The sequence below is a fragment of the Pseudonocardia sp. GCM10023141 genome (assembly GCF_042653605.1).
The window spans coordinates 138812-162819 of sequence record NZ_JBHSIR010000023.1 but is presented as its reverse complement, the minus strand read 5'-3'; the positions used below and the strand labels follow the sequence as shown (position 1 = coordinate 162819).

Annotated in this window: 21 protein-coding genes and 1 pseudogene; 13 read left to right on the top strand and 9 right to left on the bottom strand. The window is 68.2% G+C overall.

Going from position 1 to position 24008, the window contains the following annotated elements; all coding sequences use genetic code 11:
• The first annotated feature begins 27 nt into the window (after nt 1-27).
• Nucleotides 28-495, top strand: a complete 468-nt coding sequence (locus ACFPFQ_RS12670; RefSeq protein WP_379618140.1) for a transposase — start codon at nt 28-30, stop codon at nt 493-495.
• A gap of 318 nt (nt 496-813) precedes the next feature.
• Nucleotides 814-1017 (top strand): annotated as a pseudogene (locus ACFPFQ_RS12665) (hypothetical protein); the annotation flags it as partial.
• Between the two features lie 161 nt (nt 1018-1178).
• Here the strand turns inward: ACFPFQ_RS12665 and ACFPFQ_RS12660 are convergent.
• Both ACFPFQ_RS12660 and ACFPFQ_RS12655 read right to left on the bottom strand, forming a co-directional pair.
• Nucleotides 1179-1304: a hypothetical protein gene (locus tag ACFPFQ_RS12660; protein WP_379618170.1), complete on the bottom strand. Its 126-nt coding sequence runs from the start codon at nt 1302-1304 to the stop codon at nt 1179-1181.
• A 90-nt stretch (nt 1305-1394) separates the two neighbouring features.
• On the bottom strand, nt 1395-2921 hold the full coding sequence (locus ACFPFQ_RS12655; RefSeq protein ID WP_379618138.1) for an ABC transporter substrate-binding protein: 1527 nt from the start codon (nt 2919-2921) through the stop codon (nt 1395-1397).
• A gap of 409 nt (nt 2922-3330) precedes the next feature.
• Here ACFPFQ_RS12655 and ACFPFQ_RS12650 point away from each other — a divergent pair, with 409 nt between their 5' ends.
• The 8 genes from ACFPFQ_RS12650 (at nt 3331) to ACFPFQ_RS12615 (ending at nt 11655) form a co-directional block, all read left to right on the top strand.
• Nucleotides 3331-4458, top strand: a complete 1128-nt coding sequence (locus ACFPFQ_RS12650) for an amidohydrolase family protein (protein WP_379618136.1) — start codon at nt 3331-3333, stop codon at nt 4456-4458.
• Nucleotides 4459-4733: 275 nt separating this feature from the next.
• Nucleotides 4734-5675 carry a thiolase C-terminal domain-containing protein gene (locus ACFPFQ_RS12645; RefSeq protein WP_379618134.1) on the top strand — a complete coding sequence of 314 codons (942 nt, stop codon included), beginning with the start codon at nt 4734-4736 and terminating at the stop codon, nt 5673-5675.
• Nucleotides 5672-6136, top strand: coding sequence for a Zn-ribbon domain-containing OB-fold protein (locus ACFPFQ_RS12640; protein ID WP_379618133.1), 465 nt, complete (start codon nt 5672-5674; stop codon nt 6134-6136). Before ACFPFQ_RS12645 ends, ACFPFQ_RS12640 begins: the two co-directional genes overlap by 4 nt.
• Entirely contained in the window at nt 6126-7097 is a 972-nt protein-coding gene (locus ACFPFQ_RS12635; protein ID WP_379618131.1) for an amidohydrolase family protein, read from the top strand. Before ACFPFQ_RS12640 ends, ACFPFQ_RS12635 begins: the two co-directional genes overlap by 11 nt.
• Nucleotides 7094-7945 carry an SDR family NAD(P)-dependent oxidoreductase gene (locus ACFPFQ_RS12630; protein ID WP_379618129.1) on the top strand — a complete coding sequence of 284 codons (852 nt, stop codon included), beginning with the start codon at nt 7094-7096 and terminating at the stop codon, nt 7943-7945. The genes ACFPFQ_RS12635 and ACFPFQ_RS12630 overlap by 4 nt, the downstream gene beginning before the upstream one ends.
• The gene (locus tag ACFPFQ_RS12625) at nt 7942-9003 is read left to right on the top strand and encodes a DUF2889 domain-containing protein (RefSeq protein ID WP_379618127.1); all 1062 of its coding nucleotides are present in this window, start codon (nt 7942-7944) and stop codon (nt 9001-9003) included. Before ACFPFQ_RS12630 ends, ACFPFQ_RS12625 begins: the two co-directional genes overlap by 4 nt.
• The gene (locus ACFPFQ_RS12620; RefSeq protein ID WP_379618125.1) at nt 8990-11404 is read left to right on the top strand and encodes a CaiB/BaiF CoA transferase family protein; all 2415 of its coding nucleotides are present in this window, start codon (nt 8990-8992) and stop codon (nt 11402-11404) included. The genes ACFPFQ_RS12625 and ACFPFQ_RS12620 overlap by 14 nt, the downstream gene beginning before the upstream one ends.
• A gap of 32 nt (nt 11405-11436) precedes the next feature.
• Nucleotides 11437-11655, top strand: coding sequence for a hypothetical protein (locus ACFPFQ_RS12615; protein WP_379618123.1), 219 nt, complete (start codon nt 11437-11439; stop codon nt 11653-11655).
• 417 nt (nt 11656-12072) lie between these two features.
• Here ACFPFQ_RS12615 and ACFPFQ_RS12610 read toward each other — a convergent pair whose 3' ends face one another.
• The 6 genes from ACFPFQ_RS12610 to ACFPFQ_RS12585 all read right to left on the bottom strand — a co-directional run bounded on the left by ACFPFQ_RS12610 (nt 12073) and on the right by ACFPFQ_RS12585 (nt 20004).
• Complete coding sequence (locus tag ACFPFQ_RS12610; protein WP_379618121.1) at nt 12073-12867, bottom strand: SDR family NAD(P)-dependent oxidoreductase; 795 nt, start codon at nt 12865-12867, stop codon at nt 12073-12075.
• 99 nt (nt 12868-12966) lie between these two features.
• Nucleotides 12967-14094 carry an amidohydrolase family protein gene (locus tag ACFPFQ_RS12605; protein WP_379618119.1) on the bottom strand — a complete coding sequence of 376 codons (1128 nt, stop codon included), beginning with the start codon at nt 14092-14094 and terminating at the stop codon, nt 12967-12969.
• A gap of 28 nt (nt 14095-14122) precedes the next feature.
• Nucleotides 14123-16618: an acyl-CoA dehydrogenase gene (locus tag ACFPFQ_RS12600; RefSeq protein ID WP_379618117.1), complete on the bottom strand. Its 2496-nt coding sequence runs from the start codon at nt 16616-16618 to the stop codon at nt 14123-14125.
• Nucleotides 16554-17375 carry an enoyl-CoA hydratase/isomerase family protein gene (locus tag ACFPFQ_RS12595; protein ID WP_379618115.1) on the bottom strand — a complete coding sequence of 274 codons (822 nt, stop codon included), beginning with the start codon at nt 17373-17375 and terminating at the stop codon, nt 16554-16556. The genes ACFPFQ_RS12600 and ACFPFQ_RS12595 overlap by 65 nt, the downstream gene beginning before the upstream one ends.
• A gap of 287 nt (nt 17376-17662) precedes the next feature.
• Nucleotides 17663-19201, bottom strand: a complete 1539-nt coding sequence (locus ACFPFQ_RS12590; RefSeq protein ID WP_379618113.1) for a class I adenylate-forming enzyme family protein — start codon at nt 19199-19201, stop codon at nt 17663-17665.
• Nucleotides 19198-20004, bottom strand: coding sequence for an enoyl-CoA hydratase/isomerase family protein (locus ACFPFQ_RS12585; RefSeq protein ID WP_379618111.1), 807 nt, complete (start codon nt 20002-20004; stop codon nt 19198-19200). The genes ACFPFQ_RS12590 and ACFPFQ_RS12585 overlap by 4 nt, the downstream gene beginning before the upstream one ends.
• A 215-nt stretch (nt 20005-20219) precedes the next feature.
• Between ACFPFQ_RS12585 and ACFPFQ_RS12580 the strand changes: the two genes are divergently transcribed.
• The 3 genes from ACFPFQ_RS12580 to ACFPFQ_RS12570 are packed head-to-tail and all read left to right on the top strand — an operon-like array spanning nt 20220 to nt 22415.
• Entirely contained in the window at nt 20220-21086 is an 867-nt protein-coding gene (locus ACFPFQ_RS12580; protein ID WP_379618109.1) for an SMP-30/gluconolactonase/LRE family protein, read from the top strand.
• Nucleotides 21087-21110: 24 nt separating this feature from the next.
• Entirely contained in the window at nt 21111-21740 is a 630-nt protein-coding gene (locus tag ACFPFQ_RS12575) for a cysteine hydrolase family protein (protein ID WP_379618107.1), read from the top strand.
• Between the two features lie 33 nt (nt 21741-21773).
• Nucleotides 21774-22415 (top strand): cysteine hydrolase family protein, encoded by a 642-nt coding sequence (locus ACFPFQ_RS12570; protein ID WP_379618106.1) that lies wholly within the window; start codon nt 21774-21776, stop codon nt 22413-22415.
• Nucleotides 22416-22473: 58 nt separating this feature from the next.
• On the opposite strand, the gene ACFPFQ_RS12565 is transcribed toward ACFPFQ_RS12570, so the two are convergent.
• Nucleotides 22474-23985 (bottom strand): class I adenylate-forming enzyme family protein, encoded by a 1512-nt coding sequence (locus ACFPFQ_RS12565; protein WP_379618104.1) that lies wholly within the window; start codon nt 23983-23985, stop codon nt 22474-22476.
• Between the last annotated feature and the right edge of the window lie 23 nt (nt 23986-24008).

Genomic DNA, 24008 nt, shown 5'->3' with positions numbered 1-24008 from the left:
TGACACAAGCTTGACCGGATCGAGGAGGTGACCAGCAGGTTCCCGAACCGGTGTTTCGCGTTCGACCAGTTCGGGCCGCTGTCGATCCGCCCGTGTCACGCCAGCAGTTGGGCACGAGAATCGCGCCCGGTGCGGCTGCGCGCGACCTACACCCGTACGCACGGGATCCGGTACTTCCACGGCTGCTACAGCCTTGGCGATGATCAGCTGTGGAGTGTCAACCGGCACCGCAAGGGTGGTGATCACACCCTTTCCGCGTTGAAGTCGATCCGAGCGGCCCGACCCGACGGCGCACCCATCTACGTGATCATGGACAACCTGTCGGCGAACAAGACCCCGGCGATCCGCCGGTGGGCTGCCTGCCACAACGTCGAGCTGTGTTTCACCCCGACCAGCGCGTCGTGGGCGAACCCGATTGAGGCCCAGTTCGGTCCGTTGCCCTATCCGGCGTCGACGACAGGTTTGCCGTCGGTGTTGCGGTTGGCGCCGGTGTGAGGATTGCCCTCTGCGAGCAGAGGAAGCGACAGTCCGCTCGATGGCAGTAGTCAGAGCAACGTGAAGGCCGCAATGATGATCATTGGCGCAGAGACAGCCCAGATCGCCACACAGATCCATCGCCGACCTTGACGTGGCGGAGTGGTGATGCTCCAGGTCCGTGGGTGCTCATGCGCTCTCCTCAAACACCGGTGACGGATCTGGTGACGGCCGCGCGGTGGCGGGCGGCCTGCGATGTTGGGCAGGAAGAGGCGGTGCGATCCGCGCGGATCGCAGCACCTCCTGTGCCGGCTTTGATCAGGGCCGGCGCGGGAGGTCGTGGTGGCAGCGCATGACCGGTCAGCGAGTGATGGCTGGTACTCCGCAACCGGCGCCGAGCACGTCCTGGGGTCGCTGCTGCTGGCCGCCCACGACGAGGACGGTCAGCTGGTCCACGTCGGCGACGTCGGCATCGGGTTTACCGACGCAGCTCGCCGAGCGTTGCTCCAGGACCTGCGACCGTTGGCCCGCGACACCCCGCCCGTCACCGGATCACTGGTCCAGGGCTGGCGTGGCCGGAACCCGCGACGGCGCGTTCCGTCGTCCCTCGTGGCGAGGTCTACGCCCAGACCGAGACCCCCGCGAGGTCAAGCGCATCCGGCCCACCTAGTCCACTCGCCGTGGCGGCGAACTCTCGCGCGAGGTCAGGGGGCCGCTGCGTCGCGTTCGGAGTGGATGACCGCCACGGTGCCGACGATGTGGTGCTCCATGCGTTCGCGGGCGGCTGCGGCGTCGCCGTCGTGGAGTGCTTCGCGGATCTGTTCTGGCATGTGTTCGTCGCCAAGGGCTTTTCCGAGGACGAACGGCGCACGAACGTGGGTTGCGTCGGACCAGCCGACGCAACCACGTTCACACTCCGATCAGGACGATTTGGCCGTCCAGAACGTGTCGACCCGCGGCGAGGCATTACCGTAGAACGACATGCCGCCGATGCTGGCCTGCGTGACGACGGAGGCCTCCGGAACCGTCCAGTACAGCGCTGGAATGAGTTCGCGGATACGCTGCTGGACGGTCTCGTAAGCGCCCTTGCGTGCTTCGAGATCCTGGCTCGTTCGTCCTTTCAGTAATGCAGCGTCGAGCGCCGGGTCGGAGACTCCGGAGAAGTTCTGCGGGCTCGTCGAGGACATCGACTGGAACAGCTGAGGCTCAGGATCGGAGAAGGTCATCGAGTTGATGGCGGCCTGGAAGTCCTTCGATCCGAGCTTGGCGTTGGCGCCCGCGAAGTCGAGGGTCTGCAGCTGCACAGTGACGTTCCGGTACCCGCTGAGCTGTGCCTGCACCGCCTGGGCGGTCTTGATGGACTCGGAGGCGTTGAAGACCACCATGGCGAAGTTGACCGGTTTGCCCTCGGCGGCCAGCTGGGAGAAGAGGGCCTGGGCCTTGGCGCGGTCGGGGGTGTACAGCGTCTGTGACGCGTCGTAGAACGGTGAGGATGGGTCGAACAGCGTGGTCGGCACGGTCCCGGACGGGCCGTAGACCGCCTCGTTGACCGCCTTCATGTCGATCGCTGCTGCGACGGCCTGACGGGCCCGGATGTCGTTGAACGGGGCCTGCCGCTGGTTCAGCCAGATCAGGTAGGCACCGTTGAGCGGGTAGTCGGCGACGCGCTGGCCCGACTGTTGGGCCTGCGCGACGTACTGCGGTGAGGTCACCTGCGCAAGATCGGCACCGCCGGAGATCAGCGTCTGTGTCCGTTGTTGCGTGTCGGAGACCGCTTTGATCACGAGCTTGTCCACGTAGGGCCGCGGTGCGTCCCAGTACTCAGAATTCTTGATGAGCGTCAGACGGTCGCCGCGGGCCCAGGTGCCCAGCACGAACGGACCGGCGCCAGCCGGCTTGGCATCGAAAGCGGTCGGTCCCGCCTTCAGTGCGGTGGGTGAGGCGACCCAGTTGAGTGCTGAGTTCACGACCGACTTGGCGAACTGACCGTTGGGCTGGGTCAGCGTGAAGGTGAGCGTTGTGGGATTGCTGACCGTCGTGGAGGCGATGAGCGCGGCTGCGGCGGCCGATCGGGACGCCACTGCCGGATCCTTATGTCGATTCCAGTTGAACTGGAGCGCCTCCGCGTCGAATGCGGTTCCATCGGAGAACTTGAGCCCGGTTCGCAGCTTGACAGTCCACTGTAGCCCATCCGGCGAGCTCATACTCGCCGCCTCGGCCGGAACCACGGCTCCGGTCTTGGGGTCATCGGTGATCAGTTCGCCGTAGATCGCGTTGCCGACGACGCCGTCGGACGGCCCGGAATTGACCAGTGCGGCAGGGTCGAGCGTGCGTGGCTCGGAGAGGGTCAGGTAGGTGGCCGACCCGCCTGGTTGCGGCTGCCCGGGTGTTGCCCCGGTGGGTGTCGGCCCGCTACCGCAGGCGGCGAGCACGGCGACGGCGAGCACGGCTCCCGCCGTTGACACCCATGCATGAGTTCGGGTGAACAAGGTGGCACCTCTCTGTGCGACGCGCGTCCCCGAGCGCGTGAGGAGCGACCTGCTGCTGCGGTCGCATGTCCGAAGAACTCCCTCGCGCTGGGCCGTCGGTCGCAGGTCCAGGGCGGGTGGCTCGGCCGCCGGGTGGGGCTGTGCGCGGCTTCCTGATGTAAGGGGGCTCACCGTAGACGTAACAGCTAAATTGTACAACCTAATCTTACTGAGCTTGGAGGCGACGGTTGCGCGAGGTGCACCTCGCGTTCGAGGGTCGCCGAGAACGCGCCCTGGGCGGGGTTGACAGCGGTACTGATCGAGAACAACTATCTAACCTAATAAGTGTGATGGTGGGCTCCGATGACTCACGAAGATGGTGGTACCCATGGCCAAGATCTGGGCGAACTCCGGGGACTCGCACTTCTTGGAGCCGGATGACCTTTGGCGGAGCAACCTGCCGCGGCGTCTGGCCGAGCTGGTCCCGCGGGCGGAGAAGGATCCCGACGGCCGGTGGGAGACAGTCCATGTCGACGGCCAGTCCTTCCGGCGGCGGCTGCCGTCCCAGATCCAGAGCGAGTTCCGGGAGGCCGGCAACCGGCCACCGGGCGCGCGCGACGCCGGACTTCGGCTGAAGGACCTGGATGCGGAAGGGATCTGGAACGAGGTCGTGTTCCCGTCGCTCGGTCTCTGGGCCGCCACGTTCCGCACGCCCGAGGTCCTCCACGCCGCCATGCAGGTCAGCAATGATTGGGCGGTCGACAACATCATGGAGAAGTCACCTCGCCTGGTTCCGACAGCCCAGGTCTCGACGCTGAGCATCGAGGACGCGGTCTCGGAGCTGCAGCGCGCCGCAGGCATGGGTTTCCGGTGTGTCTTCATGCCGACGAAGCCCCATCCTCGACAGGACGACTACCACCAGGCCTCCTGGGAGCCGTTCTGGGCGGCGGCCGAGGAGGCGAACATGGTGCTGGCCTTCCACATCGGCACCGATCCCATCGACCAGACCAACGAGCGGGTTGGCATCACGTATCGCGGTCCGGGCGGAGCGGTGCTGAACTACACGGAGACCACGTTCTCCGGCCAGCGGGCGGCGATGAAGCTGGTCGCCTCCGGGGCGCTGGACCGCCACCCTGACCTGAAGGTCCTGATCTCCGAAGGTGGCGCCTCGTGGGTGCCGTTCTTGGGCGATCGTATGTTGGAGGGCTACCGCCAGCACGCCATGGCGGTGCGGCCGAAGTTGTCCCGTTCACCGAAGGAGATCCTCTACACGCAGGTGTGGGCCTCCTTCCAGCACGACGCGTCGGCAGTCTCGGCGTTGACCGCGGAGGGCTACCAGAACGTGATGTTCGGCAGCGACTACCCGCACCTCGAGGGAACGTTCGGGCACACCCAGGACACCCTGCGGGACCTGTTCGACGGCGTGCCGGACCAGGTCCGTGACCGCATCACCGTCGGGGCCTTCCAGGAGCTCTTCCCCGACACCGCTCCACCGCCCGCAAGCACGACGACGTGAGCGAGGATTCCCGCTGGCTGCGCTCCAAGGCGGCGATCGCCGGATTCGGCCACACCCGTTACGGCAGACGCGGTGAGCTGTCGGCGAACGGATCGTTCCCGCTGGTCCTGGAAGCGCTGCTGAAGGCGTGCGCAGATGCGGGCATCTCCCCGCGAGAGGTCGACGGGTTCTGCTCCTATTCGAACGACCCCGCCAACGCCGGGAGGCTGGCGCTGGCAATCGGATCGAACGAGCTCCGGTTCACCTCCATGGCGTGGGGTGGTGGTGGCGGCGGGATGGCCGGCGCGTTCCTCAGCGCCGCCATGGCGGTCGCCACCGGCCAGGCGAATTTCGTGGCGGTGACCCGCGGTGTGGTGCAACCCCTCGGCGGCCGCTACGGCACGGTGCCCTCCTTCCGGCGCGATGGCGTGCCCAGGGGAGCGTTCCCCGTGCTGAGTTCACCCGGTCAGGCGTTCGCGCTCGCTGCGCGCCGGCACATGCACGAGTTCGGCACCACGGAGGAGCACTTCGGGGAGATCGCGGTCAACAACCGGCGCAACGCCGTGACCAACCCGGACGCGCGTTTCCGGGAACCGATCACGCTCGACGACCATCGCAATTCTCGGATGATCGCAGACCCGCTGCGGCTACTGGACTTCTGCCTGGAGTCAGACGTCGGCGCGTGTTGCATCGTTACGACTGCGGAACGAGCCCGCGATCTTCCCAACCCACCCGCCTATGTCGCCGCCGCGGCGACGGGCGCGCCGCGCCGCTGGGGCGGTGCGCATTTCTGGATGGCGGAGGGCGGCGGTACGGGCTACCAGATGTCGCCGGCGGACTTCACCTCGGCCGGGCACCGCACCATCGCGCAGCGGCTCTACCGAGATGCCGGCATCGGCCCCTCCGAGGTGGACGTCGCGCTGATCTACGACCACTTCACGCCGATGGTCCTCCTGTCGCTCGAGGACTACGGGTTCGTGCCGCGCGGCGAGTCGGGCCCGTTCGTGGCGGAGGGGAACATTCGCAGGACCGGCTCCCTGCCGGTGAACACACATGGCGGTAACCATTCCGAGGTCTACGCCCATGGCATGACCCACGTGTTCGAGGCGGTTCGGCAGATCCGCGGCACCTCGCCGAACCAGGTCGACGGGGCCGAGGTCGCGCTCGTCGTCGGCGGGGCGAGTCCGGCTCCGTCGGGTTCGCTGATCATCACCAAGCACGAGGGGCGCGCCGCATGACCACCGCGACGGCCGCGGCGGTCGCCGCCGCCATCGAGATCCTGCCGATGCCGGGCTGGAGCGAGCTGACCCGGCCCTACTGGGAGGCCGCAGCGGAGGGCAGGCTGGTCGTACAGCAGTGCTCCGCTTGCAACACCCACCGTTGGGAACCCGTCGAGGTCTGCCACCACTGCCACTCGCAGGCCTGGACCTGGGCCGGGACCAGCGGCTACGGCGAGGTCTACACGTTCACCTGGGCCGACGCCCGGGCCGCAGGAGTCGACCTCTACAACCTGGCGGTCGTCGAGCTGGACGACACCCGGGGCGACCCGATCCGCATCCTCAGCTGGGTTGTAGGGGTTGGCCGGAAGTCGCTGCGCTGTGGAATGCCTGTCGAGGTGGCTTTCGCCCCGGTGGCTGAGGGAATTGCGGTTCCGCACTTCCGTCCACGCCGGGAGCCCGGAGCTTCCGGTGATCATTGACGCGCAGGTGCACGAACCGGTCCCCGCCCACTCGACGGGCTCCGAACAGGACCCTGCCGTCGCGACGGAGGTGCTGGTCGCCTCGATGGATGCGGCCGGGGTCGACCGGGCGGTGGTCACGTCGGCGCGTGCGGAGTTCGTGGATCATGCCTGCCGGGCTTTTCCCGAAAGGTTCGGACACCTCGTCGATCTGCAGCCCGGTGATCCCGATCCGGAAGGGCGCGTGCGTGCGGTCCGGGAGGACCGCACCGCTGTCGGGTTGCGCGTCCGCGTTGCCACGCCGCCGCAGCGGCGGCTCACAGACGCACCTGCGGAGGGCATCGAGAAGCTGCGACGCGGGGACTTCGACCCGATCTTCGCCGCAGCAGCCGCACAGGGAGTCCCGGCCTGCGTGTACGCCTCCGGCCACCTACCGGATCTGAAGGCGGTGTGCGAGCGGTTTCCCGGACTGACACTCGTCATCGACCACCTGGGGCTGCTGCAGCCGCTCGCCATCTTCGATCCACCCAGCCAGTGCGACACCCCGCCGTTCCGGCGGCTCGACGAACTGCTGGCGCTGGCCGAGTTCCCTGGCGTGGCTGTGAAGGTCAGTGGCGTGCCCACGTTGTCGACCCAGCCCTATCCCTTTCCGGATGTGATCGGCCCGCTGTGCGAGGTGCTGGCCGCCTTCGGGCCACAACGACTCCTGTGGGGTAGCGATATCCAACGGTGCCGGATGCAGTTCCGGTTCGAGGGATTCCGGTCGGGGATCCATGCGGCCACCGGGGCCGCAACGCCGGGCAGGCACACCTACGCCGAGGCGCTGCACTTCCTCAAGGACTCCGCGGCCTTCGACGAGGAGACCAAGCGCGCGCTGCTCGGCGGGAACGCCCTGCGCTGGCTGGACTGGAGCAACGCCGCGGGTCCTGCGGCGGCCGTCACTCGGCTGCCGGACACGACTTCTGCACCGGAGGAACGATGAAGGACTTCAGGGGACGTGTCTCCGTCGTCACGGGGGCTGCATCCGGCATCGGGAAGGCCCTGTCGGCCGCACTCGCCGTGCGCGGATCGCACGTCGTGCTGGCCGATATCGACACGGCAGGTGTCGAGGCCACAGCTAAGGAATTGCATGCGGCGAACCCCGCAGCAGACTTCCTGCCGGTCACGGCGGACGTCGCGGACGAGTCGTCGGTCGCGGCGTTGGCCGACGCGGCGTTCGATCGGTTCGGCGCGGTCCACGTGCTCTGCAACAACGCGGGCATCTCGTCGGCGGGTGCCATCTGGGAAGGTCCAATCGCCGACTGGTCGAGGGTGTGGTCGGTCAACCTGATGGGCGCCGTGCACGGCTGCCGGGCGTTTCTCCCGCGCATGATCGTCGACGGCAGCGAGGGACACGTGATCAACGTGGCATCGATGGCCGGACTGCACGCAGTGGAGTTCAAGGCTCCGTACACAGCGGCCAAGCATGCACTCGTCGGTCTGTCGCAGTGCCTGCGCGCCGAACTCGCCGCCGTCGATGCGCGAGTGCGGGTGTCGGTGGTGTGCCCGGGGCCGGTCTCGACACCGATCATGGTCAAGCAAGAGGGTCACTATGCCGGGCGGGAGGTGCTGCCCGATGCTGCGCAGCGAGTGCTCGACGAGCTCAGGGCGACGGTGGACAAGGGTATGCCGGCAGCGTACGCGGCAGCACTGATCCTGGATGCCGTGCAGAGTGAGAGGTTCTGGGTGTTCCCGAACGCCGAGCCGTACCTACAGCGCGTTGCACGTGAGCACAACGAGCTGCAGGAGGACGGCATGGTCGACACCGCCTGGACGCCGGTGCAACCGTGAACCCGATCGACGAGCGGCGGGGCCCGCACTGCCCCACGACCACCTCGCTGATCCGCGCTCGCGGGTCCGTGCGCCGGACCAGCAGCATCGACATGGTCTGGCCCGACGGGATGCCGGGCCCGCTCCGGCTGAGGGGACGAGCCCGCGACATCAACACCGCCGAAGACGGGACGGTGATCGGTCTCGCGGAAGGGGTTGTCGATGCCGTCGTCGACTTCCTCGGCGGTCGCCTCCTGCGGCGGATCGAGACCAGCCCGGCAGTGGTGGGGGTCCAGACGCTTTTTGGAACCGTTGTGGGGCCCGGGTTCCGCGGCAGGTTGGACAGCGCCGTGCCGCAGCACCGCGATGCCGACGATCCACTGTTCTCGATGCTCGACGACTTCCCGGTCGTCGCGATGATCGCCGGTCATGCGCTCGCCAGCGCACGGCCACCGGACGCGGACTACTGGTCCTCCCGCGGCGCCGGCCGGGACCTCGGCGCCACCTTGGCGAGGGCGGATGTGTGCGCCGGATGGGCGCGGGGCGCCACAATCATGAACCACATCGCTGCCGAGTCCAGCGTACCGCAGTCCGTCGGTCCGGTCGCTCCGGCCATCGACGCCGACGATCCCGACGGATGGCACCGGATCGAGGCCATCGAGCCCGGCTCGATGCGTCGTCGCCGAAGGCTCGATCTCGCCCGCGACGCCACCGGCGAGCTCGTCGTGAGCTCGATGTTCCGCGACTCATTCGTCGAGCCCGACGGGGTCGAGACGATCATCCACGAGTACACGCTCGACGCGCGGGTCGATCCTGTGTCGATGATCGTCATCGACATCCACGCAGAACCCCGCGTGCTGCCGTGGATGGAGTGCCCAAGCGCGGCGGTGAGCGCGCAGCGGCTGCGCGGCCGGACGATCTCGCAACTGCGCCGGTCCGTGCGACTCGAGTTGGTCGGCGTCAGCACCTGCACCCATCTCAACGATGCGCTGCGAGCACTGCAGGACGTCGTCGGGCTGGCCGCGGCACTGCCCGAGGGGGAACAGCCGGATCTGGGAGGCCGTCGTGACCCGTCCTGACGTCCTGCGTGGTATCCGGGTGGTGGAACTCTGCAATTCGCTCACCGGCGCGCAGATCGGTCAGTTCCTGGCGGACTTCGGCGCTGAGGTCGTCCAGATCGAGCCGCCCGGTGGCACGCCGCTGCGCAGCCATCCGTCCTTCCCCCTGTGGGGCAGGGGAAAGCTGAGCGTCGAGCTCGACCTCGCGTGCCCCGAGGGTCTCGCGAGCGCACGCAGGATCATCCGAGGTGCCGACGTTGTGGTGGAGTCGTTCCGCCCCGGGGTCAGCGACCGTCTCGGCCTGGGCTTCGAGGGATTGTCCGTGGACAATCCCGGGCTGGTCCACGCATCGGTGAGTGGATGGGGCCGGCAGAGCCCCCATGCCGACGTCCCAGGGTACGAGGCACTCGTGATGGCCAAGATGGGCGGACTGCACGCCTACGGACCGATGGCGGACCGTCCGGGTCCGGCCTTCGTGTCCGTGCCCTACGGTTCGGTGAGTGCCACCCAAGCAGCGCTGCAGGGCATCATCTCAGCGCTGTACGAACGCGAGTTCAGCGGCCACGGTCAACACGTCGAGACGAGCCTGGCCCTGGCCATCGGCGCCCTGGATCCGTGGAACCAGGTGGTGCATGTCATTCGCGAGCGCTATTCCGAGGCGTTCACCGCGGCGGGTCCCTTCGACGAGAACAAGTCCTCGAACACTGACTTCTCGCTGCGGTTGCTTGTGGCGTTGACAGCGGACGGCCGATGGTTGCAATTCGCGCTCGTGCAGCCGAAGCTGTTCCGCGCGTTTATGCGCACCATCGACCTGGAGGGCATGGTCGAGGACCCCGAATGGGCGTCCGTGTTCACCTTCCAGGACCGCACCCGCATCGGCGAGGCCAACATCATCCTGCTCGAGGCGGTGCGCAAGAGGACGCTCGCGCAGTGGCAGGAGGTGTTCGACAATGATCCCGACGTGTTCGCCGAGCTCTTCCGGGTTGGTTCGGACCTCCTGCATCATCCCCAGATCGAGCACGATCAGCAGGCGATCCACATCGACGATCCCACACACGGCCGCACCCTTCAGCCCGCGGCCGCGGTGCGGTTCCTGGACGGCCCGTCGCCGGCATTGGGCCCGGCACCCCTTCTCGACGCGGACCGGAGTGCTGTCCTGGCATGGGCGGAGCGTCCCACCCTGCCCGCAGGGGACGCGCCGTGGGGTGCCCTGCCGCTCGAGGGTGTCACCGTGCTGGAGATCGCCACCTTCTACGCCGGGCCGTACGGCTCGGCGCTGCTGACCGACCTGGGCGCCCGAGTGATCAAGATCGAGCCACTCGACGGCGACCCGCTCCGGCTCATCCAGCCGTTCCCGGAGACCGGGGCCGCAAAGGTGTTGCAGGGCAAGGAGAGCGTGGCCGTCGACCTGGGCATGCCGGCGGGCCGCGAGATCGTCCTCGACCTCGCTCGACGGGCGGACCTGGTGCTGTGTTCCTTCCGCGCCGGCGTCGCAGAGCGGCTCGGCCTGGATGCTGCCGCTCTGCACACGGTGAACCCGGACCTGATGTACCTCAACTGCCCAGGATACGGCGTCGACGGTCCCTACGGCAGGCGCGCTGCCTTCGCCGCGACGATCTCAGCCGGCACCGGAGTTGCCATGCGCAACATGGGGGAGTTCCCCGACAGGCAAGGCATGTCGATGGAGCAGATCCGGCTCGCATCGGTCGCACTCACCACAGCCGGCAACAGCGGCAGCACTCAACCCGATGGCATCGGCGCGCTCGTCGTCGGGACGGCGCTGTGCCTCGCCGCCTTCGCGCAGCGCCGGGGTGACCGCGGTCGCGAGCTGATGACCACCATGCTTCTCAGCACCGCACACGCCCTCTCCGAGGAGATGGTGGAGTTCGAGGGGCGAACCAGCCCGCGGCGCGTCGATCAACACCATCTCGGACTCGGCGCGCGGTACCGACTCTACGAGACGGCTCAGGGTTGGGTTTTCCTGGCGGTACCGGGGAAGCGGGACTGGACCAAGCTGGTCACGGCGATGGCCCTGCTTGCTCCGGACGTGTTGCTGGAGGGACTGGCCGAAGACGAGGAGACGCTCGCCATGCGGCTCGAGGACCTCTTCGCGACCCGTGGTGCCCGAGAATGGGAGAGTCGGCTCCTTGCCGCGGACGTCGGGTGCGTCGTGGTGGAGGAGACCTCCATGCCGGCCGCGCTGCTGGGCGAGCTCGGGCGCCGGTCGGGTTACGTCACCGATGTCGTCAGCCCGTTCTTCGACGAGTACCCGCGCGTGGGGCCGCTCGTGTCCTTCTCCCGTTCGGCCACGCAGTCCCTAGCCGGATGCGGTCTGGGTCAGCACACCGACGCCGTGCTCGAGGAACTCGGGATCGAACAGGCACAGATCGACGAACTGCGCGCCGACGGTGTGATCGGCTGAGACGAATTCCGGACCGCACTCGGAGGGCTGCTGTGGACGACGACAACATGATGCTGGACTCCCCGATGGAGTTCCTGTCCGGCTTGGCCGACGCGGAAGGGGCCGAGGAGGGAGGGTACTGCCTGGGCCAGTCCATCCTTGATGCCGGCGATCACTACGCCTGCCACTGCTCCTGCGGATCCTGGGATGTGCGCACCGGAACCCGCGAGGAGGGGCTGCGGCTGGCGCGGTTGCACACGGCCGACAGCTGAGAGGAAGCGCCGTAAGGTGCATCGTGGACACTCGCAGCAACCACGGAGGACGAGATTCCGTCCGACGACAATACTGCCACCCCCGTCAGGATCGGGCGCACCGACATCGTGATGTACACCATCGGACTGGGGTGCAAGGGGATGTCCCAGTCCTGCTGCCATGCGGAGCGGGCGACCTCTGCGCCAACACTGCGGGCAGGGGTCGATCTCGGAGTGCAGCTGCACCGTCGGTCAGCTCCCGCTGGCGTGGTTGCTGGCACAGCCGTTGCCGCTCGTCCCGATCCCCGGGACCAAGCGGGTCGAGTACCTGCGCGAGAACTTCACCGCGGGCGCGGTCCTGCTCGGTCCCGACGAGGGCGAGTGACTGCCGAGCCTGTTCGGCCCTGGTGCGACCCGGCCGGTCGGATCGACTGAGGGTCAGGCGCGGTTGCTGGAGTACCGGGGCTGGAAGCGTAGAGCGCCGTCGATGCGGATGACCTCACCGTTGATGTACGGGTTGCCGAGGATGCTCAGTGCCAGGTCGGCGAACTCGGTTGTTCGGCCCATGCGCTGCGGGAACGGCACCCGCGGGCCCCACGCCGCTTCCAACTGCTCCGGCGGTTGCGGGTAGGCGGGCGTCAGGAACGTGCCGGGTGCGATGGTTGCCACCCGGATTCCCGAGATCGCGAGATCCCGCGCTGCGACGATGGTCATACCGATGACGCCGCCCTTCGCCGACGCGTACGCGATCTGCCCGATCGTGCCTTCATAGCCGGCGATCGAGGCCGTGAGTACGATCGCACCACGTTCGCCCTCCGCATTCGGCTCGGTCTTCGTGATCGCCGCACCGGCGAGCCGCAGGACATTGAAGGTGCCCGTCAAGTAGATGTCGATCGTGCGCTTGTACGCGGCCAGGTCGTGCGGCGTGCCGTCCGACTTGACCGTGCGGGTCCCGCCGCCGCCTGCCCCGTGGCAGACCACCGCGTAGCGCAGTGGCCCGAGCTCGGCCGCTGCGGTCAGGGCGGCAGTCACATCCTCCTCGCTGGTGACGTCCGTGCGGTAGAACGCGACCTGATCGCCCAACTCGTGGGCGAGTGCCTTGCCACGCTCGGCGTCCAGGTCAAGGATCCCGACCGTGGCGCCTGCCGCGACGAGTGCGCGAACGGTGGCCTCGCCCAGGCCACCGGCACCGCCGGTGACGACAGCGACACTTCCCTGAAGGTCCTGCAGCATCGTGCTCCGTTCCCGGCGGGTCCTAGCGTCGGAGCACGAAATGCGACTCCGGGCGATGCCCGCCTCAATTGCCAATGGAGGTTTCTCAATGGACGTTTCTCAGCGGACGTTGAACAGCTCGCGGAAGTTCAGTTCGACGATCTTGTGCACTTCCTCGTCCGGCACGTCGACGAAGACCTCGGCGGCCCGCTTGCGGGTGTTCGGCCAGTTGGAGTCCGAATGGGGGTAGTCCACCTCGAAGGTGATGCGGTCGATGCCGATCCCTTCGCGGTTCGTCACGCCATGGTCGTCATCGATGAAGCATCCGTAGAAGTGCTTGGCGAATAGTTCGGAGGGCCTGACGTTCTTGTCGATGTCCTGGTACCAGCGGTGGCGTTCCCACGTGTAGTCACAGCGCTCGAGGACGTAGGGGATCCAGCCGATACCGCCCTCTGCGAGGACCACCTTCAGTCGGGGGTGACGCTGAAGTATGCCTGAGAACAGCAGGTCAGAGGTCGTCCACATGAGGTTGGTGGCGTACATCGAGATCGATACGGCCCACGGCGCATCGTCTGCGAAGCCAGGGACGTGCGACGACGAGCCGAAATGCAGGCACAACGGCATCCCGGCATCCTCGAGCGCCGAGAACACGGTGTCCCAATGGGTGGTGTGGAAGCTCGGCAGCCCCAGCGGGGTCGGGTTCTCCGGAAAGGTGATACCGCGTGCGCCTTTCGTGGCTGTGCGCTGGATCTCCTTTACCGCCAGTGCGGTGTCCCACAGCGGGACCATCGCCAGGGGGATGAGCCGTCCCGGCGCGGACGCCGCCCACTCGTCCGTGCTGAAGTCGTTCCAGGCCTCCACGCAGAGCTGCGCCAGGTCCTTGTCCGCGGCCTGGTGGAAGACTCGACCGGCGAAGCCGGGAAAGGACGGATAGCACATCGCGGCATGCACGCCGTCGAGATCCATGTCCTGGATCCGGGCGCCTGCGTCATAGCATCCCGGGATCATGTCCTCGTAGCGGACGGGCTCCATCCCGTAGTCCCGGGGATCCTTGCCAGCTACCGCGTTGAGTCCGATCTGCGGAAAGAGCCTGCCCTCGAACTCCCACTGGTGATGGCGGTTCTCGTCCTCGATGATCTTCGGGGCGGCGGAGAGCCACTTGGCCGGGAGCCGATCCTGCCAGACCCGTGGATGCTCGATGAGATGATCATCTACAGACATGATCTGGTGATGGTCCTGCAGCGGCATGTCGCGTGCCTCCCTGTTCTCCGACCCGTCATCTGGCCTCGGTCGCGTCGACGCCGAGGTCGCGCGGCAAACCCAGGATCCCTTCACTGATCTTGTTCTTGTGGATCTCGCTGGTGCCGCCACCGATGGTGGCTGCGCGTGCACCGAGATAGCCGAACTGCCACTTGCCCCGTCCGACGGCTGCCACCGCGCCCCGATCGAGCACGCCCGCTGGCCCGGTGACGTCGATCGCCAGCTCGAACAGGCGCTTCTCGGCCTCCTGCCCGAACACCTTCGCGATCGACCCCTCCGGGCCGGGTGCGGCACCGGCCTGGACCCGTGCGACGTTGCGCATGCCGTTGATCCGGATCAGGCGGGAGTCCGTCCATGCCCGGGCCAGCCTGTTGCGCACGTGGAGATCGTCGGAGCGCGGGGCGCCGTTCGTGGCGCGGGTGCTGGTCGCGAGCCCGATGATGTCGTCGAGGCTTCGCGCGAAGCGGGCCTGTGAGCCGATGAACAACGTGAAGTGCTCGTGCGACAGCGTCGTCCGGTTCACGCGCCAACCTGCGTTCACGTCGCCGATGATGTTGTCGAGGGGCACCTCGACATCGTCGAAGAAGACCTCGTTGAACCCCGACACCCCGTTCATTTGGCGGATCGGCTGGATGCGGATGCCGGGTGTGTCGAGCGGGATGGCGACCACGCTGATGCCCTCGTGGCGCGGCCTGCGCGGGTCCGTGCGGACGAGTGTGTAGATCCAGTCACAGAAGTGCGCACCCGATGTCCAGATCTTCTGGCCGTTGACGATGACCCTGTCGCCGTCGATCATTGCCTGGGTTCGCAGGCCGGCCAGGTCGGATCCGGCTTCCGGCTCGGAGAACCCGCCGGCCCACAGGTCCGCGCCGCAACGGATCCGCTCGAGGAAGCGCACGCGTTGTTCGTCGGTGCCGTGTTTGATCAGCGTAGGGCCGACGATGGTGAGACCGCGGTGGCCCGGCATCTGGGGGACGGCGCGGTCGACCAGTTCGGAATTGAAGATCAGCTGTTGCGGCAGCGTGGCGCTGCGCCCGCCGAACTCCTTCGGCCAGTGGATTCCGACCCAGCCGCCCGTAGCGAAGATCGCCTGCAGGTCGCGCAGGAACGCACGGCGTTCGGCCGGCTCGGGTGGCAGCCGGAAGTGTGGAGTACCCCAGCCCGCTGGCAGGTTCTCGTCGAGCCAGGAACGCAGCTCCTCCTGGAATTCGCGGTCCGCTATGGACCCGGCGGCGACGCTCGTCGCCCTGCTCCGCTCCGCACCCTGGGACACGAGGGCGGTGCCGATCGCGTCGAAATGCTCGTCCGGCTGGCCGAGCACCAGCTCGGCAGTCTTCGCGCGCCGCAGCAGCAGGTGCAGATCGTGCTCCCAGGTGAATCCGATCCCACCGTGGAGCTGGATCGCGGAGTGGATCACATGGACGGAGTTCTCGGTGCCGAGCGCCTTCGCCATGTGCACCGCCAGCACCGAGTCTGCGCGGCCCTCATCCACCGCCCAGGCGCCGTCATAGACCGCCGAGCGAGCGTTCTCGACCTGGACCAACATCTCCGCGAGCGTGTGCTTGACCGCCTGGAACCGGCCGATGGGCTGGCCGAAGGCCGAGCGCTGCTTGGCGTAGGCGACGGTCATGTCCAAGGCCTTCGCCGCGGATCCGAGTGCCTGTGCCGCGAGGAGAAGTCGGGCATGCGCCAGCACAACAGCATTCAGGTCGCCGTCCTGAGGTACGAACCCGAGCAGCGTCGCAGGGTGATCATCGAGGTCGACGGCGCCGAGGCGCTGCATCTGGTCGAGTGAGGGCTGGTCACGCACGCAGGGCCGATCGGGATCGATCTCCACCGCGAACCACGCGTCGCCCTCAGACGTGACTGCCGGCAGAAGCAGCACCGCGGCCGCTGCGGCCTCGAGCAGGTCCGGGACGGACCCGGAAACCACCCACCGGTCGTCGCTGCGGGTGGCGCTGACGTCCAGGGCTAGCCCGGCGGACGCCGAGATACCCGCCGCGACGACGCGGCCCATCCGGGCCGCCTCGGATGCGAGGTCCGCGGCCTCGACGGATCCACTGTCGACGAGCCGGGACAGCACGTCCGCAGCGCACGACGTAGTGATCATCGGGACGGCGGCACTCACCGATGCGAGCTGCTCGACGAGCAGTACCTCGTCCATCGTGGACCCGCCGGCACCGCCGAGCCGCTCGGGCATGGCCATGGCGACAAGCTCCAGCTCGACGAGCTGCTTCCACAGCTCGATGTCCACCGGCGGACCACCGTCCATCGAGCGTCGCCCCTGACTGCGGGCGGCCCCGAGCTCACCCACCATCCGGGCGAGCTGCTGTTGCTCTTCTGAGAGCTCGTACGTCATCAGGACCTCGATCGATCTCGTGGGAGCCGGTGAGCACCGACTGCTGTCGGGGCTCAGGGGTGACCGCCGCCACGAGCGGCGCCACCCGTCAGCGACCGGTGTACTTCGGCTCGCGCTGCTCCCACACCGACCGGATCCCCTCGCGGTGGTCATCGGTCCGCATGGCGAGCTGCTCGTAGAGGTGGCTCAGATCCATCACGTCGAGCGCCCGGCGGCGCAGGATCATGTTGATCGACGCCTTCGTCGTCTTGATCGCATAAGGCGCCTTGCTCGCAAGCTTGTCGGCGAGCGCGAACGTGTAGTCCTTCAGTTCGTTCGGTTCGACCGCGTGATTGACCAGCCCGATGCGCGCGGCCTCCGCGCCGTCGATGAGGTCGCCGGTCATCATCAGCTCCTTGGCGACGTTCATACCGACCAGCAACGGGAGGAGCAGGACGCCGCCGTCCCCGGGCGTCAGCCCGATGTTGATGTGGGTGTCGCCCAGTTTTGCGTCCGTGCTCGCCACGGTGATGTCGGCGGCCAGCGCGAGGATCAGCCCGAGTCCGACAGCGGGCCCGTTGATCATCGAGATGATCGGCTTCTCGACCTCGAGGATGTAGTCGAGAATCTTCGATGCCCCCGGTCGGGCCCGCAGCCGTCGGTAGTGCGGCTTGGCGGTCTCAATGATCGCCGTGGTCTCCTCGCCCTTGAAGTCGACACCGGCGCAGAACGCGCGACCGGCTCCGGTCAGGACGATGACGCGGCAGTCGTCGTCACGGTCGAGCGTTCGCCAGATCCGCCCCAGCTGCGTGTGCATCTGCGGAGTGATCGCATTCAGCCGGTCCGGCTTGTTGATCGTGACGACGAAGACGTCACTGTTCTTCCCGGCTCGCTCGACCAGGAGGTCCGGAAAAGCGGAGTAGTCGTCCAACGAGTGCCTCCTCGGCCTCAAACTCTCCAATAAAGCTAACATAGTCATCTATTTAAGAGCAAGGCTCCCACCGCGATGTGACGCGCGGATGTGAACATCGCCGCGGCTGGCGCTGGCGGCCCAAAGCCCTGCGGCAACAGGAATTTGTGGCGTGATCGGTCGGACGGCACAACAGACGGGACGCCCGACCGACGACGTGGCGGAGGCACGATCAAGGCCAGCCGCGAACGATTTACGGTAAGACTATTCAATCTATCCGCGCAGCGGAGGATGCCACCACGTGAGGATCACTCGGAGGCGAACAGCTGCCTGACGGCTTCCTTGCTCACCTTCATCGACGTCGTTCGAGGCAACTCCTCGACCACCCGGACCGAGATCGGCACTTGGTACTTCGTGAGCCTCTCGCGCACCCATTCCAGCAGCTGTTGGGGCTCGACAGGGACACGAAGGGTGACTACCGCCACGGGCACCTGGCCCAGACGTGGCTCGGCGATGCCGACGACCGCGGCCTCGCGCACGGCGGGATGCTCCCGCAGCGCTGCCTCGACCACCTGCGGCACGATCTTGAAGCCGCCGCGATTGATCGCATCGTCGGCCCGCCCGACGATCCAGAGGAAGCCGTCGGCGTCCATCCGCCCGATGTCGTTGGTGCGCACCCAGCCGTCCACGGTGGACGTCGTCGCCTGAGGCGAGTGCACGGCGACCAGGCCCTCCCGGTCGAAGGGGAGATCGGAACCGTCATTCTGATCTACGATCTTGATACCGATACCGGGACGGGCCCGCCCGGCGCTGCGCGGCTTATCGGTGTGGAAGCGGTGGTAGTCGTCGAGGGTCCAGCCCACGAGGCCGCCGGGGAACTCGGTAGCACCGTAGGCAGTGAGGACCGGCACGCCGTACCTGCTGGTGAACGCCTGCTGGAGCTCGGGATCTAGCGGAGCGGTCCCGCACAGCACAGCACGCAGCGTGCTGAGGTGCTCGACCGGGACGTCGGCGTCGAGCACCATTCCGAGCGTGGTTGGCGGGATCATCGCGACGCGGACCCGGTGCTCCTTGATCAGATTCGACCAGGTCGTCGGCTCGAAGCGGTCGAGCAGGGAGATCGAACGGCCCTCGGCGAGTGCCTGCAGGACCGTCCAGAACCCGGCGACATGGGCGAGCGGCAGCGCCGCCACGACCACTCCTGCCCGCGGCCGTATCTCGCCGCCGAGGGTGCGACCGGTGGCTCCGGAGTAGCGCGCGATCCTGCCGAGCGCACCGTTGACGTGGGAGTATCGGTAGCTGATGCGCTTCGGCGGCCCGGTCGTCCCGCTGGTGGGCATCAGCACCGCGACGTCCGGGGCGGGCACCGTCTCGGGTCGTGGCGCCTCCGGGGACGCGACGACCGTCAGCGGGCCGCTCCGGTCCACGGGCATCTCCAGTCCCAGGATCCCGCGGGCGGCGCAGTGCTCCACCAGTCCGGTTCGTGACCAGTCCTCATGATCGGCCACAAGGACCCCGATCCTGGTGCGGTCGACCTCGGCGATCGTTGCGGCGTCGGACTGGATGGAGGTGATCGGTACGAGGCAGCGGCGCGCCAGCAGCGTGGCCAGGATCGTCAGTACCTGGCCGGGGCGGTTGCGGGTGATCAGGCCGACCTTGATCGGCTCGGCGAGGCCGCAGCCGCGCAACCGGGCGTCGAGCGCGGCGGCCAGCGCGGCGGCGTCGCCGACTGACGTCCAGTCGCCCTGGTACTGCACCAACCGGTGGTCGGGTTCGAACCGGAGTAAGGCGGCGTAGCGCGCTGCGATGTCGACGGCATCGGGCTCGGTCTCGGCGGGTGCGTTCATCGGCCGAGTCGCTCCCAGTTCGGCTCCCGCCCTTCGACGAACGAGGCGTTGCCTTCTTCGAGATCCGGGCTCATGTCATTGTGGTAGGTGGCCATCGTGTAGGCGAAGTCCAGCGAGGCGCTGCGCGTCATGTCCATCCCGCGCCACATCGCCTCGACGGTGGCCAGGTTCGCCATGGGGGAGTTCTTGTTGACGGCGTCGGCGATCTCAAGCGCACGGGTCAGCAGGTCGTCGTGTGCGACGACCTCGGTGACCAGGCCGATCTGCAGCGCCGTGGCGGGCTGGACACGCTCGTGCTTGCCCATCAGCGCCATCCGCATCACCCAGCCCACGGGGATGCGCCAGCGCAGCCCCTGCATCTCCACGCCCGCGGTGAGCCCGTGGCTGGTGTGCGGCTCGACGAAGCTGGCTCGATCGGAGCAGATGACGATGTCGGCGTCGTTGACGAAGTAGAACCCACCGCCGGCGCAGACCCCGTTGATCGCGGTGATCACCGGCTTGAAGAGCCGGTGGCCCTTGGGGGAGAGCACGGTGCCGGGGTCCTGGTACTCCGGGCCGATCACCTTCCAGTGCTCGGCCCGCGTCGGGTTCGGGTCGCGCAGGTCGTTGCCTGCGCAGAATGCGCGCCCGTTGCCGGTGATGACGATCGATCGGACGTCACCGTCCTTGGCGAGGTCCGCCCACACCGTGGTGAGCTCGTCCATCATCTGCCTGTTGTAGGCGTTGAGGCGCTCCGGCCGGTCGAGGGTGACGACGGCCGTCATCCCCTCCTTCTTGACCGAGACGGTCTCGTACGAGGTCATGGGTTAGCCCTTCTGCTGGCGCTGCGCCTCGCGGTCGTCGCCGGACGATCCCGGGCGGCCGCGTGTCGCGGCCCTTCACCGTTCGCGAAGAATAGAGTTAAATGATACAGCTAGCAAGCGTCGCTGGAGGCGCTCCCGCAGTGCCGCACGGCGGGGAGACCGAGTCCTGAAGGAGTCCGGTGGGTGGCCTGAGTGTCGTCGCTTCTGGTTACGGGGTGGTTGAGGGTCCGGTGGTCGACGCCGCCGGGGCCCTCTACTTCACCGACGTCCCGGGAGGTGGTGTCCACCGCCTCGATCCGGGTGGTGAGGTGCAGGTCGTCATCCCGCGCCGCCGCGGCGTCGGCGGGCTCTGCCGCCACGAGACCGGCGGGCTCCTGGTGTCGGGCCGCGACGTCGCGCACGTCCGCGACGGGGTGGGCCGGGTTCTTCTCGATCGCGCCGACCTGCCCGAGGTGCACGGCGTCGCCGTCGGCGGGTTCAACGACCTGTGCGCCGACCCGTCCGGTCGGGTACTGGTGGGCCCGACCCGGCGGATCCCGCCCGATCCGGGCTCGAAGGCGGCGCGATCCGGCCGGATGGCCGCCGGTGAGCATGTGCCGAGCGAGCTTGTGCTGATCACAGCCGCGCGGCGCCACGTCGTGCTCTACGACGACGTGGCGGGCGTGTCCAACGGCATCGCCGTATGGCCGGACGGCGCGCGCATGGTGCACGCCGAGAGCGGTGGCCGGCGGTTGCGCGTGAGCCGGTTCGTCGGTGCCGAGCGGGTCGAGCCGGTGTCCTTCTGGGACACCGCGCCGATCACGGACGGGACACCCGACGGTGTCGCCATCGACGAGGAGGACCACGTCTGGGCCGCCGTATTCGGCGGCGGCTGCGTGCTCCGGTTCGATCCGGACGGCCGGGTCGTGGACCGGGTCGACGTGCCGTCCTCGCTGGTGACGAACGTGTGCTTCGGCGGCGCGGACGGCACCGATCTCTACGTCACCACGGGCGACAACACCGACGATCCCGCACTCGGCGGCTGTGTCTTCCGGCTCCCCGGCGTGGTGCGGGGTGCCCCCGTGCCGGCCGCCCGCATCTGATCTCTCTCCTTTGGAGGTGGCCCCGTGCCGCTTGACCTCTCGCCACTGCTCGTCCCCGCGACGACGGCCCTGCTGCTCGTCGACCTGCAACACGGCCTCCTCGGGCCTGCCGAGCGCCAGAATTACGGCCCCGACGTTGTCGAGGAGATGATCGCGAATGCGGAGCGGCTGGCGCGCACCGCCCGTGCGCTCGGCATGCCGGTCGTGCACTGCACCAAGGTTGAACGCGCTGACGGTGCTGGGGCGTCGGTCAACACCCCGTTGTGGCGCCGGCGTCACCGATCGGGGGCCGAGCGGCTTGTGGTGGGTTCTGCCGGCGCGGCCGTGCTCGCACCGCTCGGGCCCGAGGCGTCTGACCTCGTCGTACCGCGCAGTCGGGGGGCCAGCCCGTTCACCGGGACCGAGCTTGATCCGGTCCTGCGCAACCTCGGGGTGAAGACCCTGGTGGTGAGCGGGGTCTCGCTCAACGTCGGCGTGCTCACCACGTGTACCGAGGGCGTCAGTCGCGGCTACGAGATCGTCGTCGCCTCCGACGCGGTGGCCGGCATCCCGCACGAGTACGGCAGGTCGGTGCTCCAGCACAGCCTGCGGCCGATGGCCGTGATCAGCACCGCCGACGAGGTCTGCTCTGCGTGGACCTCGAGCGTCGCGTGACCGCTTCCCTTCCGCTCAGACCCTGGAGTCAGCATGCCGATCGACCTGCGCCTCGCCGCCGCGCCCGCAACGACCGCCGTCGTGTTCACCGAGATGCAGAACGCGCTGGTCGGTAGCCTGGCCGGGGATTCTCCGATCGCCGTGGACGCGGTGGCGAACGGGGTGATCGAGCGCTGCGCGGTGCTCGCCACCGCGGCCCGCGCTGCGGGCGTCCGCGTTGTGCACTGCATCAAGACCGAACGTGCCGACGGCCGCGGGAGCTCGCTCAACACTCCGATGTGGAAGCGCCGGGTGCGGCTCGGCTTCGATCCGCTCATTCCGGGCTCGGCGGCCGCAGCGGTGATCCCGGAGCTGGGGCCCGAGCCGGCGGACATCGTGTGCTCGCGACAGCGCGGCGTGACGGCCTTCGGCGGCACCGAGCTCGATCAGATCCTGCACAACATGGGTGTCGCCACGGTCGTCGTGGCCGGGATCTCGGCCAACGTCGGCATCATCGCCGCGTGCACAGATGCCGTCAGCTGCGGATACGAAGTCATCGTGGCGGGGGACGCGGTCGGCGGGGCGCCGCGCTCCTACGTCGCAGACGTCCTGACCTACACGATCGCGCCTCTCGCCGTCCGGACGACGGTGGCGGCGCTCGTCGACGCGTGGGCGACGGCCGACACCACGGCCTGAACCGGGCGGCCTGACCTGGACGGGGGCGGCGCCGCTCGCGGGCCGCCCCCGGTCCGGTTCATGGCCGCGGGGGAGTGCCGTCGGCTTGTTGGAGCTGCGCGAGGACCTCGCGCCGCAGCAGCTTCCCGGTGGTGGTGTAAGGCAGCTCAGGCCAGGCCTCCCACTGCTCCGGGGTCTTCGCGGTCCGGAGCCGGACCCTGGCGAAGGCGCGTAGTTCCTCCAGGTCGAGTGCGACGCCTTCTTCCGCTACGACCACGGCCGCGATCCGGTGTCCCCATTCCGGGTCGGGTACCCCGACGACCGCTGCGTCACCGACGGCGGGATGCTGCATCAGGACCGCCTCGATCTCGGCAGGCGCTGTGTTCTCTCCGCCCCGGATGATCGTGTCGTCGCTCCGGCCCTCGATGAACAGGTAGCCGGCCTGGTCGAAGTACGCGCGGTCCCGCGTGGGGAACCAGCCGTCCGCGTCGAGCGGCGAGTCGGCGGCCAGGTACTCGCCGGAGACCTGATCTCCCTTGACCCACAACGATCCGGACGTTCCAGCCGGGAAGCGCGCACCGGCGTCGTCGCGGATCTCGGCGATGGTGCCGGGTACCAGTTTCCCCGCGGAGCCCAGCCGGGCCCGAACGGCCGGGTCCGCGCTGTTCACGGCCTCGCGGTGGTCCTCGGGACCGAGGACGGCGATCGTCGAGCTGGTCTCAGTGAGCCCGTACGCGTTCACGAACCCCGTGGTCGGAAAGATCTCCAGGGCCTGCGCGATGATCGAGGGAGCGATCTTGGCGCCGCCGTAGGAGAGGGTCCGCAACGACGGCGTGTCGGCCGGCCGGCCGTCGGCTTCCGCCACGATGCGGGCGAGCATGGTCGGTACGACCATCGCATGGGTCGCCGCCTCCTTCCGCACGGTCTCGAGCCAGCCCGTCGGGGTAAAGCCGTCCAGGTAGACGATCCGGCGACCCGAGTAGAGGTTGCTCAGGAGGTTCGCGACGCCCGCGATGTGGTACGGCGGTACCGCCACGACGGTAGCGTCGGTCTCGGCGGACTCGCCGAACGGCACGGCGGCGAACAGGTACGACAGCAGATGCCGATGCCGCAGAACCGCGGCCTTCGGCGCCGACGTCGTGCCGCTGGTGTAGAGCAGGACGGCGATCGCGTCGCCGTCCTGGGCCCACGTCCCCGTCGGCTCCCCGATGTCGGTCGTGGCCAGCCAGTCGTCGCGGTCGAGCACCGGGTGCCGGGAGCCGCGGACGACGTCGGCCGTGGTGGGGTGCGACAGCACCAGCACGTCGTCGTGCACGTCGAGCAGGCCTACGACCTGGTCGGCGGGCAGTCGGTAGTTGAGGGGGAGCAGAGGGATTCCCGCCCACGCCGCGGCGAAGACCGCGACACCGAACGCAGGGGAGTTCGGGCCGACGAACGCCAGGTGGCGGATGCCGTCGGCGTGCAGACGTTCGCCCGCGACACCGGCCTGCCGGTACAGATCCGAGTAGGTCATCCCGTCGCCGGGTCGGCCGAGCACGACCCGTTCCGGGTCGGCCGAGGTGGCCATGTCCAGCACCATCGTGATGTTCACCGGATGTGCCCTCGCCTTCGCAG

Bases quoted from the DNA above. Each gene is read 5' to 3' on its own strand.
- ACFPFQ_RS12590 (WP_379618113.1), bottom strand. From the start codon at position 19,201: ATGAACGCACCCGCCGAGACCGAGCCCGATGCCGTCGACATCGCAGCG.
- ACFPFQ_RS12585 (WP_379618111.1), bottom strand. From the start codon at position 20,004: ATGACCTCGTACGAGACCGTCTCGGTCAAGAAGGAGGGGATGACGGCC.
- ACFPFQ_RS12640 (WP_379618133.1), top strand. From the start codon at position 5,672: ATGACCACCGCGACGGCCGCGGCGGTCGCCGCCGCCATCGAGATCCTG.
- ACFPFQ_RS12605 (WP_379618119.1), bottom strand. From the start codon at position 14,094: ATGCCGCTGCAGGACCATCACCAGATCATGTCTGTAGATGATCATCTC.
- ACFPFQ_RS12600 (WP_379618117.1), bottom strand. From the start codon at position 16,618: ATGACCACCGCGAGGGGATCCGGTCGGTGTGGGAGCAGCGCGAGCCGA.
- ACFPFQ_RS12630 (WP_379618129.1), top strand. From the start codon at position 7,094: ATGAAGGACTTCAGGGGACGTGTCTCCGTCGTCACGGGGGCTGCATCC.
- ACFPFQ_RS12645 (WP_379618134.1), top strand. From the start codon at position 4,734: ATGGCCGGCGCGTTCCTCAGCGCCGCCATGGCGGTCGCCACCGGCCAG.
- ACFPFQ_RS12610 (WP_379618121.1), bottom strand. From the start codon at position 12,867: ATGCTGCAGGACCTTCAGGGAAGTGTCGCTGTCGTCACCGGCGGTGCC.
- ACFPFQ_RS12650 (WP_379618136.1), top strand. From the start codon at position 3,331: ATGGCCAAGATCTGGGCGAACTCCGGGGACTCGCACTTCTTGGAGCCG.
- ACFPFQ_RS12570 (WP_379618106.1), top strand. From the start codon at position 21,774: ATGCCGATCGACCTGCGCCTCGCCGCCGCGCCCGCAACGACCGCCGTC.
- ACFPFQ_RS12660 (WP_379618170.1), bottom strand. From the start codon at position 1,304: ATGCCAGAACAGATCCGCGAAGCACTCCACGACGGCGACGCCGCAGCC.